Source organism: uncultured Helicobacter sp., assembly GCF_910577135.1.
Classification (GTDB): Bacteria; Campylobacterota; Campylobacteria; order Campylobacterales; family Helicobacteraceae; genus Helicobacter_C; species Helicobacter_C mastomyrinus.
In genome coordinates this window covers 1-15,982 of record NZ_CAJTLL010000018.1, presented here as the reverse complement: position 1 = coordinate 15,982, position 15,982 = coordinate 1, and the positions used below count along the sequence as shown (strand labels likewise).

At 39.0% G+C, this 15,982-nt stretch carries 15 protein-coding genes; 5 read left to right on the top strand and 10 right to left on the bottom strand.

Going from position 1 to position 15,982, the window contains the following annotated elements; genetic code table 11:
* Positions 1 to 38 precede the first annotated feature (38 nt).
* On the bottom strand, positions 39 to 878 hold the full coding sequence (locus QZ289_RS08800) for an ATP phosphoribosyltransferase regulatory subunit (protein WP_295701708.1): 840 nt from the start codon (positions 876 to 878) through the stop codon (positions 39 to 41).
* 158 nt (positions 879 to 1,036) lie between these two features.
* On the opposite strand from QZ289_RS08800, the gene mnmA reads away from it, so the two are divergent.
* Entirely contained in the window at positions 1,037 to 2,074 is a 1,038-nt protein-coding gene (gene mnmA / locus QZ289_RS08795; RefSeq protein WP_295701706.1) for a tRNA 2-thiouridine(34) synthase MnmA, read from the top strand.
* Between the two features lie 87 nt (positions 2,075 to 2,161).
* Here mnmA and QZ289_RS08790 read toward each other — a convergent pair whose 3' ends face one another.
* Positions 2,162 to 2,773, bottom strand: coding sequence for a nitroreductase family protein (locus tag QZ289_RS08790; RefSeq protein WP_295701704.1), 612 nt, complete (start codon positions 2,771 to 2,773; stop codon positions 2,162 to 2,164).
* 115 nt (positions 2,774 to 2,888) lie between these two features.
* Between QZ289_RS08790 and QZ289_RS08785 the strand changes: the two genes are divergently transcribed.
* Complete coding sequence (locus QZ289_RS08785) at positions 2,889 to 3,266, top strand: helix-turn-helix domain-containing protein (RefSeq protein ID WP_295701702.1); 378 nt, start codon at positions 2,889 to 2,891, stop codon at positions 3,264 to 3,266.
* A gap of 3 nt (positions 3,267 to 3,269) precedes the next feature.
* Here the strand turns inward: QZ289_RS08785 and QZ289_RS08780 are convergent, their stop codons facing one another.
* From QZ289_RS08780 to QZ289_RS08745, 8 genes are all read right to left on the bottom strand, one after another.
* Positions 3,270 to 3,662, bottom strand: coding sequence for a DUF4136 domain-containing protein (locus QZ289_RS08780; RefSeq protein WP_295701700.1), 393 nt, complete (start codon positions 3,660 to 3,662; stop codon positions 3,270 to 3,272).
* A 173-nt stretch (positions 3,663 to 3,835) separates the two neighbouring features.
* A complete protein-coding gene (locus QZ289_RS08775; protein WP_295701698.1) occupies positions 3,836 to 4,327 on the bottom strand; it encodes a chemotaxis protein CheW in 492 nt (163 codons plus the stop codon).
* 1 nt (position 4,328) lies between these two features.
* The gene (locus tag QZ289_RS08770) at positions 4,329 to 6,689 is read right to left on the bottom strand and encodes a chemotaxis protein CheW (protein WP_295701696.1); all 2,361 of its coding nucleotides are present in this window, start codon (positions 6,687 to 6,689) and stop codon (positions 4,329 to 4,331) included.
* A gap of 39 nt (positions 6,690 to 6,728) precedes the next feature.
* The gene (locus tag QZ289_RS08765) at positions 6,729 to 7,655 is read right to left on the bottom strand and encodes a chemotaxis protein CheV (RefSeq protein WP_295701755.1); all 927 of its coding nucleotides are present in this window, start codon (positions 7,653 to 7,655) and stop codon (positions 6,729 to 6,731) included.
* A 24-nt stretch (positions 7,656 to 7,679) separates the two neighbouring features.
* Positions 7,680 to 8,558 carry a metallophosphoesterase gene (locus tag QZ289_RS08760; RefSeq protein ID WP_295701695.1) on the bottom strand — a complete coding sequence of 293 codons (879 nt, stop codon included), beginning with the start codon at positions 8,556 to 8,558 and terminating at the stop codon, positions 7,680 to 7,682.
* Positions 8,545 to 9,585, bottom strand: a complete 1,041-nt coding sequence (argC, locus tag QZ289_RS08755; RefSeq protein ID WP_295701693.1) for an N-acetyl-gamma-glutamyl-phosphate reductase — start codon at positions 9,583 to 9,585, stop codon at positions 8,545 to 8,547. The genes QZ289_RS08760 and argC overlap by 14 nt, the downstream gene beginning before the upstream one ends.
* A gap of 3 nt (positions 9,586 to 9,588) precedes the next feature.
* The gene (locus QZ289_RS08750) at positions 9,589 to 10,953 is read right to left on the bottom strand and encodes a M20/M25/M40 family metallo-hydrolase (protein WP_295701691.1); all 1,365 of its coding nucleotides are present in this window, start codon (positions 10,951 to 10,953) and stop codon (positions 9,589 to 9,591) included.
* Positions 10,954 to 10,962: 9 nt separating this feature from the next.
* Entirely contained in the window at positions 10,963 to 11,592 is a 630-nt protein-coding gene (locus QZ289_RS08745; protein WP_295701689.1) for a class II aldolase and adducin N-terminal domain-containing protein, read from the bottom strand.
* 671 nt (positions 11,593 to 12,263) lie between these two features.
* On the opposite strand from QZ289_RS08745, the gene QZ289_RS08740 reads away from it, so the two are divergent.
* The 3 genes from QZ289_RS08740 to dnaK are packed head-to-tail and all read left to right on the top strand — an operon-like array spanning position 12,264 to position 15,521.
* Positions 12,264 to 13,058, top strand: coding sequence for an HrcA family transcriptional regulator (locus QZ289_RS08740; RefSeq protein WP_295701687.1), 795 nt, complete (start codon positions 12,264 to 12,266; stop codon positions 13,056 to 13,058).
* Between the two features lie 14 nt (positions 13,059 to 13,072).
* Positions 13,073 to 13,615, top strand: coding sequence for a nucleotide exchange factor GrpE (gene grpE / locus QZ289_RS08735; protein ID WP_295701685.1), 543 nt, complete (start codon positions 13,073 to 13,075; stop codon positions 13,613 to 13,615).
* Between the two features lie 28 nt (positions 13,616 to 13,643).
* On the top strand, positions 13,644 to 15,521 hold the full coding sequence (gene dnaK, locus QZ289_RS08730) for a molecular chaperone DnaK (protein WP_295701683.1): 1,878 nt from the start codon (positions 13,644 to 13,646) through the stop codon (positions 15,519 to 15,521).
* The last annotated feature ends 461 nt before the right edge of the window (positions 15,522 to 15,982 follow it).

Below are 15,982 nucleotides of genomic sequence, written 5' to 3'. Positions count from 1 at the left end.
ATCTCCCTTATACTATTTGATACTTGCTATACATTGCATTAAATAAGGCATTCTACTACCTCATCAGTATAGATGGCAAACCCACAAGAGCTTTGCTCTCCTATGCTATATTTGCCTCCTTGCAATAAAGTGGCATTACCCATAAACATACGGAAAAACAACCCTCCATAATATGAGGTAGGCGAAAAGGCAAGAGGAGAAAAAATACTTTTTTCATATTCGCAATAACTCGCACATTCAAGCAAACGCTCTAATTCTCCACGTAAGAAAGTGGGAGCAGTATGTATGGCTTTTTGCACATCTTGCTTTGTCTTTATATGTACCAAATCCGCCACATAGCCTTCCATTTCTAAGAGTTTTCCCACATTTTGAGAAGCAAACACCTCTATATCCACACCACTATGTTTAGCACATAAAAGTGGAATCTGCATATTAGAGATTTGCAAATAGGGCTTTAAGCCTAGCTCTTGCAAAATATGCACCCCTAAACACATCACAGGTGCAAGACTTTCACCACCTAGATGTTCTGCACCGATTTGGTGGATTTCAGTTGTGGGATAGCTAAACACAGGCTGGATATAAAACCACTTCTTATGCTCACTGCTGCGGGTAATATGTTTTGTAACAATACGCATAGCCTCAAATGTCGTATCATAGCGCAATCCAATTTGATGATTGCTCTCACTGCTTAGTCGCACAAGCTCACGATTCAAAATATCACTTTGATGTTCTAAGAATGTGAAAGTGGGCGTTACAATCTCTCTATAATCATTCTCATAAAATGCTTTAATTGCACAAGATTCTATATTACGTTTGAGTTTGGCTGAAGTATCAAAATAGAGTTTGCTTCCCTGTGGTAGCTCGTGTTCTAAAATCACATTGCACCTCAAAAATTAAATAATTTAAATACCCTTCTTAAAGTTATCCTCAAAAGTTTAAATTATATCACAAAATCACTTTTGAAATATTTACACACGACTTACTTCAAAATGCTACACTTTTTCCTTTTTTACATTTTATTTTTAAAGGATTTTTCGTGAAAGTTGCTCTTCTTATGAGTGGTGGGGTAGATAGCTCCTATTGCGCTCATTTGTTATCCTCACAAGGCTATGAAGTTATAGGGCTTTATCTTAAATTACATAGCAAAGAAAAAAAACATCAAATATTTATTCAAAATTGTCAGAAAGTCGCCGCACATTTAGGCATTGCCTTTGAAGTACTTGATTTACAAGAGGCTTTTAAACAAAATGTCTATGATGCCTTTGTACGCTCATACAAAGAGGGGCAAACGCCTAATCCCTGCGCTATTTGCAATCCTCTAATGAAATTTGGTTTAGGGTTAAAAAAGGCAGATGAGCTAGGTTGTGATTACATCGCCACAGGACATTACGCACAGATTAAAGAAATCAATGGCATTAAACGTGTTGCCAAGGCAGTTGATGACACAAAAGACCAAAGCTATTTCCTCTATGCTCTGCCTCAAGAAGCTATTGATAGAATCCTCTTTCCCCTTGGCGGAATGTGTAAAGAAGATGTGAAAAAAACCGCTCTTGATCTTTTGCCCTTTCTAGGCACTTTGCAAACGTATAAGGAATCTCAAGAAATTTGCTTTGTCGAGGATAGCTATATTGATATTTTACGCCTTTATGAAAAGGTTGATAATGAGGGTGTAGTGCGCGATAGCAGTGGTAAAGCCGTAGGCACACATAAGGGCTATATGCACTACACTATTGGTAAACGTAAAGGGTTTAGTGTCTTTGGCTCACACGAGCCGCATTATGTTAAAGCGATTAATCCAAAAACCAATGAAATCGTCGTAGGGACAAAAGAAGAACTAGCCGTAAATTCTATAAAAGCCCTTAATAAAAGCCTCCCTGAAGCCTTTAATGGAGGGGTATATGACATTAAAGTGCGCTACCGCTCTGTGCCATTAAAAGCTCAGATTGATATGCAGGGGGATTATATCCACGCAAAACTTTTAGAATCTGCCTATGGTGTCGCACAAGGACAAGCCCTTGTGCTATATCAAGGTGATTGTGTGCTAGGCGGTGGGGTGATTACACAAGCGGAGTAAATCCGCACAGCTCTTTTTACACACAACGAAATGCAATTATCTTTAAAGATTCTAAGTTTGCCTATTTTAAGAGGCAAACTTAGAGTATCAGCGATACTCTACAACTTCATGTATGGCTAATCGCTTTCTGCTGTGTTTTGGTTCACTATCTCTAAAGCCTAGACTTAGAATCACGGCTGTTTGGAAAGGATATGTTAGCCCTAAAAATGAATCAACCTTATCTTTTTCAAAGCCGCCAATCATACACGAGTCAATACCTCTACTGATAGCTGCTAGGGACATTTGCATTAAAGCAAGATAGCAATTTGCCTTTGCATAGGCATAAAGCTGCTCTGCATTCATCGCATTTGTCTCTGCAGTATAAGTGTTTAAAACTTGATCAAATTTCTCTGCATTTTCAGGCGGGCAGAATCTGCCTACTTGCTTTTTGATGTAATCATCTTTTGCTTGTAAGTCTGTGCGAGCTAAGATAATGATATTATGACTTGCGCTAGCCACATTTTCTTGATGAAAGCACATTGTACTTAAAGTAGCACTATCTTTTCTTCCTATTACAACAAACTTCCACGGCTCAAAACCACAAGAACTAGGAGACAATCTCCCCGATTCTAAAATAAAGTCCAAATCATCTTTGGCTATTTCTTTTGATGTGAATGATTTGCACGCAAATCGCTGTGTTAAGAGTTGTTCAAAATTCATAATTTCTCCTTTAAAAAATAAAATGATTTGACATTGTATGTTAAACTTTTCAAAAATACAATACGGAAAAAGAGGTAAGATACTTACCTAAAGGGAAGCATACGAAGGAAGGGCTATGCAAAAACATACCAAAGAATTACAATGTATAAAGGCAGAGAATATCGCTCATTCGCCCTTTGCCTACGCATTAAGTATGATAGCAGGCAAATATAAAATGGGAATCTTATTTGCGTTGGCGTATTTTGAAGTTGTGCGTTATAATGAGCTTAAGCGGTATATGGGAAATATTTCTTTCAAAACACTCACAAACACCTTGCGAGAGCTAGAAAAAGATAAATTGATAGAACGCAAGGAATATCCAAGCATACCTCCCAAAGTAGAATATTCCCTATCAAATAAGGGCAAAACACTTATACCGATTTTAGATTCTCTATATGAATGGGGGGTGACATACAAAGACACGCAAAGCAAATGTGTTTTTGACAAATGCTAGATTCTAGGGATTAAAACTCTCTAAACATCGCACGATAGCCACTCTTATATCATCAGCTTCGGTGCTTCCTTGACCCTCTGCAGTGCATACAAAAAGTAGCTCTTGGGTTAAGGCATCAAGCATTTGTATAGAAACCTCTAGGGTGTATCCCCCCAAACCTCCCAAAACGCTGCGTTTATCGCTTTGCCCGTATTTAACAAGCAATGTTTTGTTTGCTTTTGGGCTATCTACAATGATAAATCCTTTTTTCATTAAGATTCCACTGATGACATCACTGGGATTTACACTTTTACCCACAGCGTAAGCCATACCGGCTCCATAGCCCACATAGCCAGCACCACTACTAGAATTAAGCGTTTGTGTTTGCCCGATAATAGCGTATTTATACCCACTCATATCAGCAAAATTTTTAGAATCTATAGGTTTAAGATAGCGCAGCCAACAAACATACGGCCTAACACAAGGGGCAAAACATATATTTTCATAATAGCCTCCAAAACTATGAAATATCTAGCTTGTGTCAAAAGATTTAAACAGATAAAAGAAGTTCCCCAAATAAGGGGAGAGTATTAAAATGTGCGCTTTAAGAGATTTTCTACACGTAAAATAGTGATAAGACGGTCTTCTCGCTTACCAATACCTTGCAAAAGCTGTTGATTTTCATTAAAAGATTCAGGAATTGGTTCAATGTCGCTTTCAGGGATACGTACAGCACTTGTAAGCTTATCGATCATAAAGCCAATCATTTCATCTTTTTGTGTAATAACTAAAAATCTTGTGTCTGCATCTTGCTTAATAGCAGGTAAGCCAAATTTAAGACGCATATTTACTAAGGGCAAAACGGTCCCGCGTAAGTTAAACACACCAAGCACATAATCAGGTACAGCAGGCACACGTGTGTATTCAATAGGTTTAATAATTTCTTTTACATTAAGAATTGGAACAGCAAATTCCTCATTCCCAATCATAAAACCAATAATATGGAGTGTTTCCTCCATAGGAACACTATCATTACTTTTGTTTTGTCCATCAAGAACTTCTTTTAGTTTATTTTCGCTCATTTTACTCTCCATCTATCGTTAAATTGATGTTACGTTTTACGACATTAGCAAGATATTCTGGCGTATAGGGCTTTGTAATATATTCAGTCATACCAGATTCTACACCTCTCATACGATCAGTTTTGCTATTTCTGCTTGTAACAGCAATAAGCGGAAGATTTTTGAATTTATTGTATTTACGCACTTCGGAAGCAAAAGTATAGCCGTCCATTTTAGGCATTTCAATATCCACAAGCACTGCATCAAGCTGCTTATCACTATTTTTAACAATATCTAACCCCTCTAAGCCATTTGCTGCTTCAAGCACGGTAACGCCGAGTGTTTTAAGGCATTTTTTCATAATCGCCCTATCGGTGCTACTATCATCAATAGCAAGCACCACATAATCGCTTGGCGAAGTTTTCGTTTTAGCGGCACTTTCTTCAGCAAGCTTTGTGATATTAACCTTCACTTCTTTTGCCATTTCCATCATTGCTGCCACATCAACAATCATAGTGATTCTACCATCACCACGCACGGTAGCCCCTGCAATGCCTTCTGTGCCTTTGAGATAATAGCCTAGAGACTTAATCACCACTTCTTCTTGTCCTACAAGATAATCCACAATCACACCCATTTTTTGCTCTGCCAAACCGATGACAACTACATAAACCTCACTTGTATTTTCTAGCACAGAATCTACTTTAAAAATATCAGCCAAGCGTACGATAGGCAGCACTTCATCACGTAATCGAAGCACACTCTTGCCATCAACAGTATAAATTTCCTCTTGGCTCACACGCACAGTTTCAATAACTGATGACAGCGGGATAGCATAATATTCTTCTTGCACAGCCACAAGCAATGCCTGAATAATGGCAAGGGTAAGTGGTATTTTAAGCTTTTGAGTTGTGCCTACACCTTTTTCAGATTCTATATCGATGATACCATTGAGCTTTTCAATATTGGTTTTCACCACGTCCATACCCACGCCACGTCCAGATACATTAGTGATAGCTGCAGCAGTAGAGAATCCGGGTTTAAAGATAATATTGAAAGCTTCTTTATCGCTCATAGAATCTGCTTCCCTTTCGCTAATAAGCCCTTTTTCAATACCCTTTTGTTTAAGCATTTGTGCATCTAAGCCTTTACCATCATCAGCAATCTCAATTACAATATGATTACCTTCATTATAAGCTTTAAGATTCACTGTGCCTGTTTCAGGCTTGCCAGCTGCAGCACGCGCTTCAGGCTTCTCAATCCCGTGGTCGCAAGAGTTGCGGATAATATGCACAAGGGGGTCGCCAATTTCCTCCACAATAGATTTATCAAGCTCTGTCTCCTCACCTGTGATAACAAGATCGATATTCTTGCCAAGCTCACGTGAAAGGTCGCGCACCATACGAGGGAATTTATTAAACACTTTTCCCACAGGCTGCATACGCGTTTTCATCACAGCGAGTTGCACATCAGTAGTTACAGAAGAAATAGACGCCACAACTTGATTAAGCTCTTCAAGGAACTTTTCGCCATCATATCGCTCCTCAACATCACCATAAATCTTAATTAGGCGGTTTTTGCCAAGCACAAGCTCACCAATAAGATTCATCAAATGATCCAATCGCTTCACATCAACACGGACAGTTTGCTCTACATTTGCTGCTGGAGCTTTTTCATCACCGCCTGCTTTTTTTGCTGCTAGTTTGGGAGTAGGTTTTGCAGCAGCTGTAGTATCAGGTGCATTAGGTGCTTGCACTTTAGGTGTTTCACCGCCTGCTTTTTTTGCTGCACGTGCCTGCTTATCAGCTTCTTGACGCTTTTTAAGCAATCTTTCAATTTCTGCTTCAACCTCCTCGCTACTCATATTTGAATAGTCTTTATCTGGCTCATCAGCAAGTGGATTATTACTATCAGCCGCACTGCTTGCTGTGTTTGAAGACTCTGCAGGAGTGTGTTGCGTATTTGTTTCAGGTTTGCTTTCAGGGGCTGTGCCGCCATTAGAAATAGCTTGAAGACGAGTAACAGTATCATCAATCTCAATGCCGCTATTAGCATCAGTGCCGCTATCGCGTATGGCTGTAAGAAGGGACTTCATTAAATCCACAGAATGTAGAACTACGTCCATTACATCAGGAGTGATTTTTAGCTCATCGCGTCTTGCTTTGTTAAGCACGTCTTCCATATTGTGAGTGAGACGAGTGAGAATATCAAAATTAAGAAACGAGCTTGAACCTTTGATAGTATGAGCTACTCTAAAGATTCTATTCAACAAATCAAGGTCTTCAGGATTATTTTCAAGCTCTACCAAATCTTGGTCTAGCTGCTCTATCATTTCAAAAGCTTCAACAAGGAAGTCTTCCATTATTTCTTGCATATCGTCCATTGTGAATCCTCTAACATAATTTAAAATAGCATTCTACTATTATTTTGTCAAAATTCTACTAATTTCATCGCAAAATAATTTTGCATCAAACTTCACTAAATAAGCCTCCGCTCCTATCTCCTTTCCTTTAGTAGCACTAAATTTATCGCTAATAGAGGAATTAAAAATAAGTGGAATCTTGTTAAATCTTGAGTCATTTTTTACTTGTGCAGCAAAGTGGAACCCGTCCATTTTGGGCATTTCTACGTCCGAAATAATGAGCTTTAAATGCTGCGTTATACTATCACCCCACTGCTCATAGAGCTTTTCTAGTCGTTCTAAACCAGATTCTCCATCGACTGCATCAATGACATCAAAACCAATATCACTGAGTGTGCTTCGCAGAAGTTTGCGTGCAATAGAGCTATCATCGAGGATAAGCACATTGCCTTCAAATCTATGTGTAGGTCTAAACTGCTCAACACTTGCACTATCGCCACTTGGTATATGAAAGTCAAGGTCATCAAGTATGCCCTCTAAGTCAAGAATTAGCAACGTGCGTCCATCTTCAATACGTGTTGTGCCTGTGATTTTACCCCTTTGCTGATCATTGCTTAAACTAAACATTGCAGATTCTATATCTGCCCAGCTTACACGTCTTAATCGTCTTGTCGCATGGACGACAAACCCTAATTGCTTATTGCTAAATTCAGTAACAATAACTTTCTTTTGACGTTTAGGGTCTTCTTTTGGCTTAATATTCATCCATTTTGTCAAATCAATAAGAGGTAATATATCACCACGTAAATCAAACATACCCAGCATATAATCAGGACTACCAGGTGCCTCAAAAATCTCATTAGGAAATTCAACAATTCCATTTACCTTAGCAACATTAATGCCATACACACCCTCATAGATCTCCCCATCTTTATCTTCATAGATTCTAAAATCCACAAGCTCCATTTCATTACTTGCAATACGCATAATATCGATCTTGTCTGACTTCAATTATTCTCCTTGTGCGAATGAGGTGTTATGAAATATTGATTTTATATCAAAAATACTTCTACTAACATAAAATGAAGGTAGGGATACATACAAAGTCTCATCATTATTGCCTTTGTATGTTTTGCCAATATGAAAATGCCCCTCAATAATCACATCAATATCTTGCATTTTGCCTTGAATAATATGCTGCATATAAGTGCGGTAAGCATTAATGCGCATAGGAGCAAAATGCTCCATAGAGACTTTGCCTACCCTAATAGTATTGTGATTAACTTTTTTGGCGATAGAGTGGTAGAGATTACCAAAGGTTACATTATCAAGTAAGTAAATCAAAAAACGCAAATATCTTGTATTCATCAAGCGGATATAAAACTCATATTTTGCATTAAGAAATATATCTCCGTGTGCGAGGAGGAGATGTTTTTTTGTATTTTGAGACTCATAAATAAAAGCTTTAGGCTGCTCTGTGCGTGGGATAAGATACACAGATTCTAAACAAGGCAATCCCTTAAAAGAAGCCTTAAGTCCAAAGTCGTGATTGCCCTCAAACCACCATATCTGGCTTTTTTGGCTTAAAGATTCTATATGGGCTAAAAGGGCGTGGTTTGCCCTATGACTAGAATCCACCCCTCCAAGCAAAAGATGAGCAATGTCTCCCATAAGGAATATTTGCGAGGGGATAGTGTGCGGATTGTTGTTAAGGTTTTCAAAATATGCAAGAAGTGCTTGTGAGGCGTCTCTGCCCTTCTCATTAAGCGGCATATCTAAAGGCATAAAATGCGAATCTGCTATGAAAATCGCATCATTTTTAATATATGGGGCATTATCCCATAAGGACGCGGTTTGGCTAAGATTCTCATTTGTGTTAGTATAAGCCATAAGACACCAAAGGCACACCTAAATTTTCTTTCAAGCCACACATAAGATTGGCATTGACAAGAGCTTGTGAGCTAGCTCCTCGTAAAAGATTATCAATTGATGAATTGATATAGAGATTTTTACCACTGCTTGCGACAAAAATATCGCAAAAATGGCTGCCTGCAGTGTGGGCGATACTGACAGGATTTTCGCGGATTCTTACAAATGGCTCATTTTTGTAGGCTTGGGATAGAATCTCTTGGGCTTCTTGTGATGAAAGAGGGGCTTTAAGCGTGGCAAACACACTCACTAACATACCACGTGTGATAGGCATAAGATGAGGGACAAAGACAATATCTAAGCCTTCTTTGCTAATATCATGGCATTTTTGTGTAATCTCTATTTGATGGCGATGTGTAAGCGGCGAATAGCTAAAAAGATTCTCATTAATATGAGGGAAATGCGTATTATCTGTGAGAGATTTACCCGCACCGCTCACGCCACTTTTAGCATCGACAAATACTCCACAAGAGCCATCAATATAGGGCACAAAAGGTAGCAGGGCGAGAAGTGTAGCAGTAGGGTAACAGCCCGGATTAGCGATAAGATGAGCCTTTTGTATATCTTTACGATAATATTCAGGCAGCCCATATACGGCGTGAGCGAGATTTTCCTTATCAATATGTGGGCAATAATAGGATTCATAATTTGCTGTATTCAAGCGATAATCCGCTGATAAATCAATGATTTTAGCATTATGTTTAAGTGCAAAAATCTCCTTTGTCATTGCCATAGCATTTTTGTGAGGAAGGGCAAGGAAAAGCAAACTGCACGATTCTATGGCGGCTTTTGCGTCTGCCTGATAGATAGGCAAATGCGCCAAATCAAGTGAGGAGAGCATTTTGTGAATCTGCGCTAGTTCTGCTCCTCCTTGTGTATTTGCCACATAATTAAGATTGAAAATAGGGTGATTGATAAGTAGCTTTACAAGCTCTAAGCCTGTATAGCCACTCACGCCGATGATTCCTACATTAATAGACACACTCATAGCTTAAGCCTTATACGCCATAATAAAATCATTCAAGATAGCACAAAATGTATCAAAATGCGCTAAATCAAGCGATTCATTACAACTATGCGGAGCGTTGATAGTAGGACCAATAGAAATTACATCAAGGTGAGAAATGGAGCTATAGAGGAGAATTTGTCGCTTTAAGATGCCACATTCAAGTCCAGCGTGGATTTGTGTGATATGTGGCATAATGTTATGTGTCTTATAAATATCGCATAATAATTCAAGGGCTTTGTGATTGGGTGAGATGCTTTTCTCCCACGGACTGTAATGTCCGCTTGTTTTAAAGGTGCAATGCGGATTCAAATATGGTAAGATAGTCTGCAATCGTGCGATATTGCGTTCTAAAAGGGTTTGAGTATTTGCACGAGTCATCATTATAAGTCGCAAGGAATCTATGCCATCTTGCTCTAAAAGCGAGAGATTAAGCGAAGAGAGAGTGCCTTGTGCCGAAGCCACATACACGCCGCTATGTATGCCACAGATAAGCGGCACAATCGCGTCCTTATGATATGCCATTTCATACGAATCTAAATGTTCTAGGGGTTTGATGTCAAAAAAGGCATTATCTGCTGTGCTAAAAGATGAGGGTAGAGGCTTGTCGCATAGAATGATAGAATCTAGCCCGGCTGGGATAGAATTGCGCTTTTCCCCTGCATTTAACGTAATAATATAGGCATTGAGTGTGAAAAGCAAAAAGCCATATTCAACAATGGCATTTTCTATATTTTTATGGATATTAATCCCGCTATGTCCGCCATTAAAGCCCCTGCTTGTGATATGATAGATATAAGGATAGTTCTTTAACAGTGTTTTTATAGGCTGCAAAAAAGGCTTGAGATTGATAGAGCATTCTATATCCGCTCCTCCCGCGCAACCTAGCACAATCTCATTTAAATCCTCACTATCAAGATTGAGCAGCAAATGTGAGCTAATCCCCATACTCAAGGCATTAGCCCCTATCATACCCACTTCCTCATCATTGGTAAAAAGTAGTTCAATATCACTCGCATTTTGAGTAAGCATACACGCTATGCCTATGCCATTATCCGCGCCAAGAGAGGAGTTTTGCGCGTATAAAAAGCCATCTTTTTCTATAGTTTTCACACCTTTGTGCTGTGTAGAATCCCCTACGCACACCATATCATAATGGCTTTGGAGGCAAATTTTAGGATTGCCCTTTTTGGCATAAATATTTTTTGCCTCATCACTTTGCACCTCATAGCCCTTGTCTTTTAACGTAGTGCAAAGATAGACAAACATATCCTGCGTATGAAAGCTACAATGGGGAATCGTGCAAAGATTGTGAAATGTCTCTAAACAATGTGTAGCAAATGGATTCATTCTCTATCCTTAAATATCATATCTTGGACTTACCTGAAAAGATTCTCCTAGATCTGTGTTATAATGAGCGATTTTACAGGAATTTTCAACAAGCGCAATCGTTTTGGCAAGGGTATAGAGGTCTCGTGCATACACATACACCCCATAGCCTCTAATAAGCATAAAAGAGTGAGAATGCTCTTTAAAATATCGAGGGATGTCCGTATCGGCACGTTCTGCCCAGCTCTCATAATCCTTGGGGTCAAAAATATCAATATGCGGGGCTAAAAACTTATAGCCAAAATAATCCTTAGGCTCTAAAACATCGTATTTAAGGGAATATGAAACAAGATAAGGTGGCATAGCATAGGCTATAAATTTCGCCTCGCTAAAGGATTTATAAATTGCTGCGTGGATAGGGGCGTGGAGACTTGCCTCATTCCAGCGATAGTCCTCTTTATGATAGAGCATAATCATAGAATCTGCATTGAGATTGTCAAAAACGACGTGTTGCTTATTAATAAGGAAGCGGTTTTTAGACAGACGTGCGGAAATAGCTCCGTGAAACACGCCAAAAAAATTCTTTCTAAACATAGAAAGTGACATATTGGCTATATCGATTATAAGCTGCTCGCTGACTTGTGAAGTATGTATATTCATAAGGCGATTGTAACATTTTGTAGGTAATGAGGCAAAAATCATAGAAAAATGGGTGTATCAAAATGGTGTAAAAACCTAATGAATTATATAAAAATAACAAATAAGATTCTAAAATTATCCGCTCACAAGTTGGGATTAAATATATCCCAACTTAACATATTAAATTACACGAAATATTCATATTACACACGCAGTGTCTATCTACACTTGTAAAATATACTACTCGCCCCTTGTAGAAAATAACACAAAGAGTTTAAAGTTAATGTTTATAACGAGGTTTTTAACAAGAATAATCCTATCCGTTTTCTCGCTTGGCTTTCGTAGTGCATAATATCGGGAAAGGAGGCAATTTCGCTAGATTGTTACTCGCCTCCGCTAATTGCAAAAAGCGATTACGGCATTTGTTTTATAAAGTTACGCTTCTAGTATCACTCCAAATGAATATTAAATATAAATTATATTATTTAGAATTTTTTAGTAAATTTATTTATATAAGTTTATATTGATATACTAAAGTTTTATAAAATTTAGCAATATTTTGATTTATTTGCTAAATTTATGCTATAATACTTCTCGTTTCAGCAAGAAATTGAAACAAAACTTAAAAAATCATAACATTTATGTAAGCAATAACGCAAAACATAATATGAAATGATGAGACAAGAGGTATGATGAGTAAAAAAGAAATGTTGCTTTCTCGCGTTATCGTAGAGTATTTAAAGCACAGAGAGCCTATTGGCTCGGAATCTTTAAAAACACTTATGAATACCAAAATCTCATCGGCAACTATACGCAACTACTTCAAAACATTGGCTGATGAGGGATTGCTTTTTCAGCCGCATATTAGTAGCGGTCGTATTCCCACGCTTGAGGCTTTGAAGTCATATTGGTATAGGCAGCTTGATACACGACTAGGGATAGAGACAGATTCACTAGAGGGTATCAAAGAGGCGTGTTTTTTGACAGATTTATTTTGCGTGGTGAGTATCGAGCAGAGCAATCGGCTTTGTGCCATCACGCGATTAGACGAGCAGAAGCTACTGCTTGAATTTGAGCATATAGGCATTACCTTGCCTTTCTCTAGCGCTTTAGAGCGGTTTTTGCACGAGTTAAAGGGACTAGAGATTGTCGATGTGCGTAATATCGCCTATCAGGTACGCGCGCAGAGTGTGCTTGATGCTCTCTCCTGTGTGCAGAGCCGCAACCTAGAGCGTTTTGGCGTAGGGGCTTTGATGCAAGCATATAGTGGCAATAGTAGTGAGCAAAGCTTTTACTCCATCATCGATGGAAGCATATTTGATTCACTGCAAAATGGCATATATTATGAGGAGGTGCTACCTAAAGGTTATATGGCAGTTATGCAAGAAATGCGGCTAAAATCTCACCCCGATAAAAAGAGTAGAATCCTCTGTGTCGGAGCATTAGATAGAGACTTTACCCATTTTTTTGAAATGATTCAATCTTAAATAAAGGAGTGATTATGCAAGAGCAAGAAAACGCACAAGATTCGCAAGAAGATATAGAATCTACCCAAACTACGCAAGAAGAAGTCTCGCAAGATTCACAAGTGGCAGAGGGCGCAGAGGATTATAAATTCAAATATGAGGAGTTAAAAGACCAATATGTAAGGGCGTTTGCGGATTTTGAAAATACTAAAAAACGTCTAGAGCGCGATAAGAATCAAAGCCTAGAATACGCTTATGAGCGCATTATGAATGATTTATTGCCTGTGCTTGATACATTAGAAAAAGCCCTAGAGAGCGCACAGAGCAACCCTCAAGCAGAGGCTATCGCGCAGGGTTTGCAGCTCACATTGGAGAGCTTTATTAAAGTGTTAAATAAGCACGGCGTGGAAGTGATAGCCACAGATTGCGAGTTTGACCCAAATCTACACGAGTGCCTTATGCAAGTGCCAAGTGCAGACAAAAACGATGGAGAGATTCTCCAAACCTTGCAAAAAGGCTTTGTGTATAAGCAACGCATACTCCGCCCATCGATGGTGAGTGTCGTTAAAAATTCGTAATTTTAATTTCATTATAAAGGAGCATAATATGGCAAAAGTAATTGGCATAGACTTAGGAACAACAAATTCAGCAATGGCAGTATATGAGGGTAATGAGGCAAAAATCATTGCAAACAAAGAGGGTAAAAACACTACACCTTCTATCGTGGCTTTCACGGACAAAGGCGAGATTCTAGTAGGTGAGCCGGCTAAGAGACAAGCTGTTACCAATCCTAAAAAAACGATTTATTCTATCAAGCGCATTATGGGGCTTATGTTTAATGAAGATAAGGCAAAAGAGGCAGAAAAAAGGCTGCCTTATAATATCGTGGATAGAAATGGTGCGTGTGCAGTAGAAATTGCCGATAAGATTTATACGCCTCAAGAGATTTCAGCAAAGATTCTGATGAAGCTCAAAGAGGATGCACAAAGCTACCTTGGAGAGGAAGTTACAGAAGCGGTCATCACCGTCCCTGCTTATTTTAACGATTCTCAACGCAAGGCAACCAAAGAAGCCGGGACAATTGCGGGATTAAATGTGCTTAGAATCATCAATGAACCTACTTCAGCGGCACTTGCCTATGGGCTAGATAAAAAAGAGGCTGAAAAGATTATGGTATATGACTTAGGCGGGGGGACATTTGATGTTACCGTGCTAGAAACCGGCGATAATGTCGTAGAAGTGCTTGCTACAGGGGGAGATGCGTTCCTTGGTGGAGATGACTTTGATAATAGAATCATTGATTGGGCGGCTGAGGAGTTTAAAAGCGATGAAGGCATTGATTTGAAAAATGATGTAATGGCATTACAACGGCTCAAAGACGCGGCAGAAAATGCGAAAAAAGAGCTAAGTAGCGCACAAGAAACAGAAATCAATCTGCCTTTTATCACTGCTGATGCGAGTGGTCCTAAGCACTTAGTGAAAAAAATCACTCGTGCGAAGTTTGAAAGCCTCATTGATGACTTAATCGAGGATACAATTAAAAAGATTGAATTTGTGATTAAAGACGCTGGGCTTACTCAAAGCGATATTAGTGAAGTGGTGATGGTGGGCGGCTCTACGCGCATTCCCAAAGTGCAAGAGCGTGTAAAGAATTATATTGGCAAGGAATTAAACAAATCTGTGAATCCTGATGAAGTCGTGGCTGTTGGCGCTGCGGTGCAAGGTGGCGTGCTAAAAGGCGATGTAAAAGATGTGCTTTTGCTTGATGTAACACCCCTAAGCTTAGGGATTGAAACTGCCGGTGGTATATGCACAAAAGTAGTCGAACGTGGCGTAACAATCCCCACAAAGAAAACGCAAATTTTCTCTACCTATGAGGATAATCAACCTGCCGTGAGTATTAATGTGCTGCAAGGCGAACGCGAATTAGCGCGGGATAATAAATCTCTAGGACGATTTGATTTGAGCGGTATCCCTACTGCGCCTCGCGGTGTACCACAAATCGAAGTAACCTTTGATATTGATGCGAATGGAATCCTCACCGTTTCTGCTAAAGACAAAGCCACAGGCAAATCTCAAGAGATTAAAATCAGCGGTTCAAGCGGACTTTCAGATTCCGAAATTGAAAAAATGGTCAAAGAAGCGGAATTACACAAGGAGGAGGACACAAAGAAAAAGGCGATTATTGAGTTGCGTAACTCTGCAGATTCTCTTATCTATCAAACTAAAAAGAGTCTCGATGAGTTTAAGGACAAGATAGAATCTAATGAGGCAGAAAATATCCAAAACGCTATTGCTTCACTAGAAGAAAGCCTCAAAAATGAAAATGCCTCTAAAGAGGAGCTAGAAGCAAAAATCAAAGCTCTAAGTGAGGCGAGTGGCAAACTTGCTCAAGCAGCCTATGCCAAAGAACAAGGTAACGCACAAAATAATGGAGACAATAAGAAAAAAGATGATGATGTGATTGACGCGGAAGTCGAGTAGGATTCTAAGTATAATTATCAACTAGAGGCTACTCTCTAGTCAAAAGCATTGTATCAATAGAGGTTGTTTATAAGAAAGCATAGCAACCTCTCTCCTTGTCGTATATTAATTCTTTCCATACCAATTAGCTTAAAACAAAACATATAGTTTGATTCTGTGCCTTTCTTTTAGAATCTCACTTGATACATAAGGCAACATCTTAGCTATAGGTGTGTCCTTTTGTGCATTAAGGGCTATTGCTCTTTGCAAGATGTGTCCTTTTTTACAAAAGGACACTGCATAGCGCGAAGTGTAGATTCACTCCACACGAGCAAAAGCCTTACGCAGTGCGAAACGCAATAGCATAGAAATAATAGAAGAGAATCTCTAAAATTCCCAATAAACTAAACCAAGCAAGGGAAAATAAATGCAATATATAAGCAATAAGCCACATATTATGATTATAGCTACGGGTGGGACAA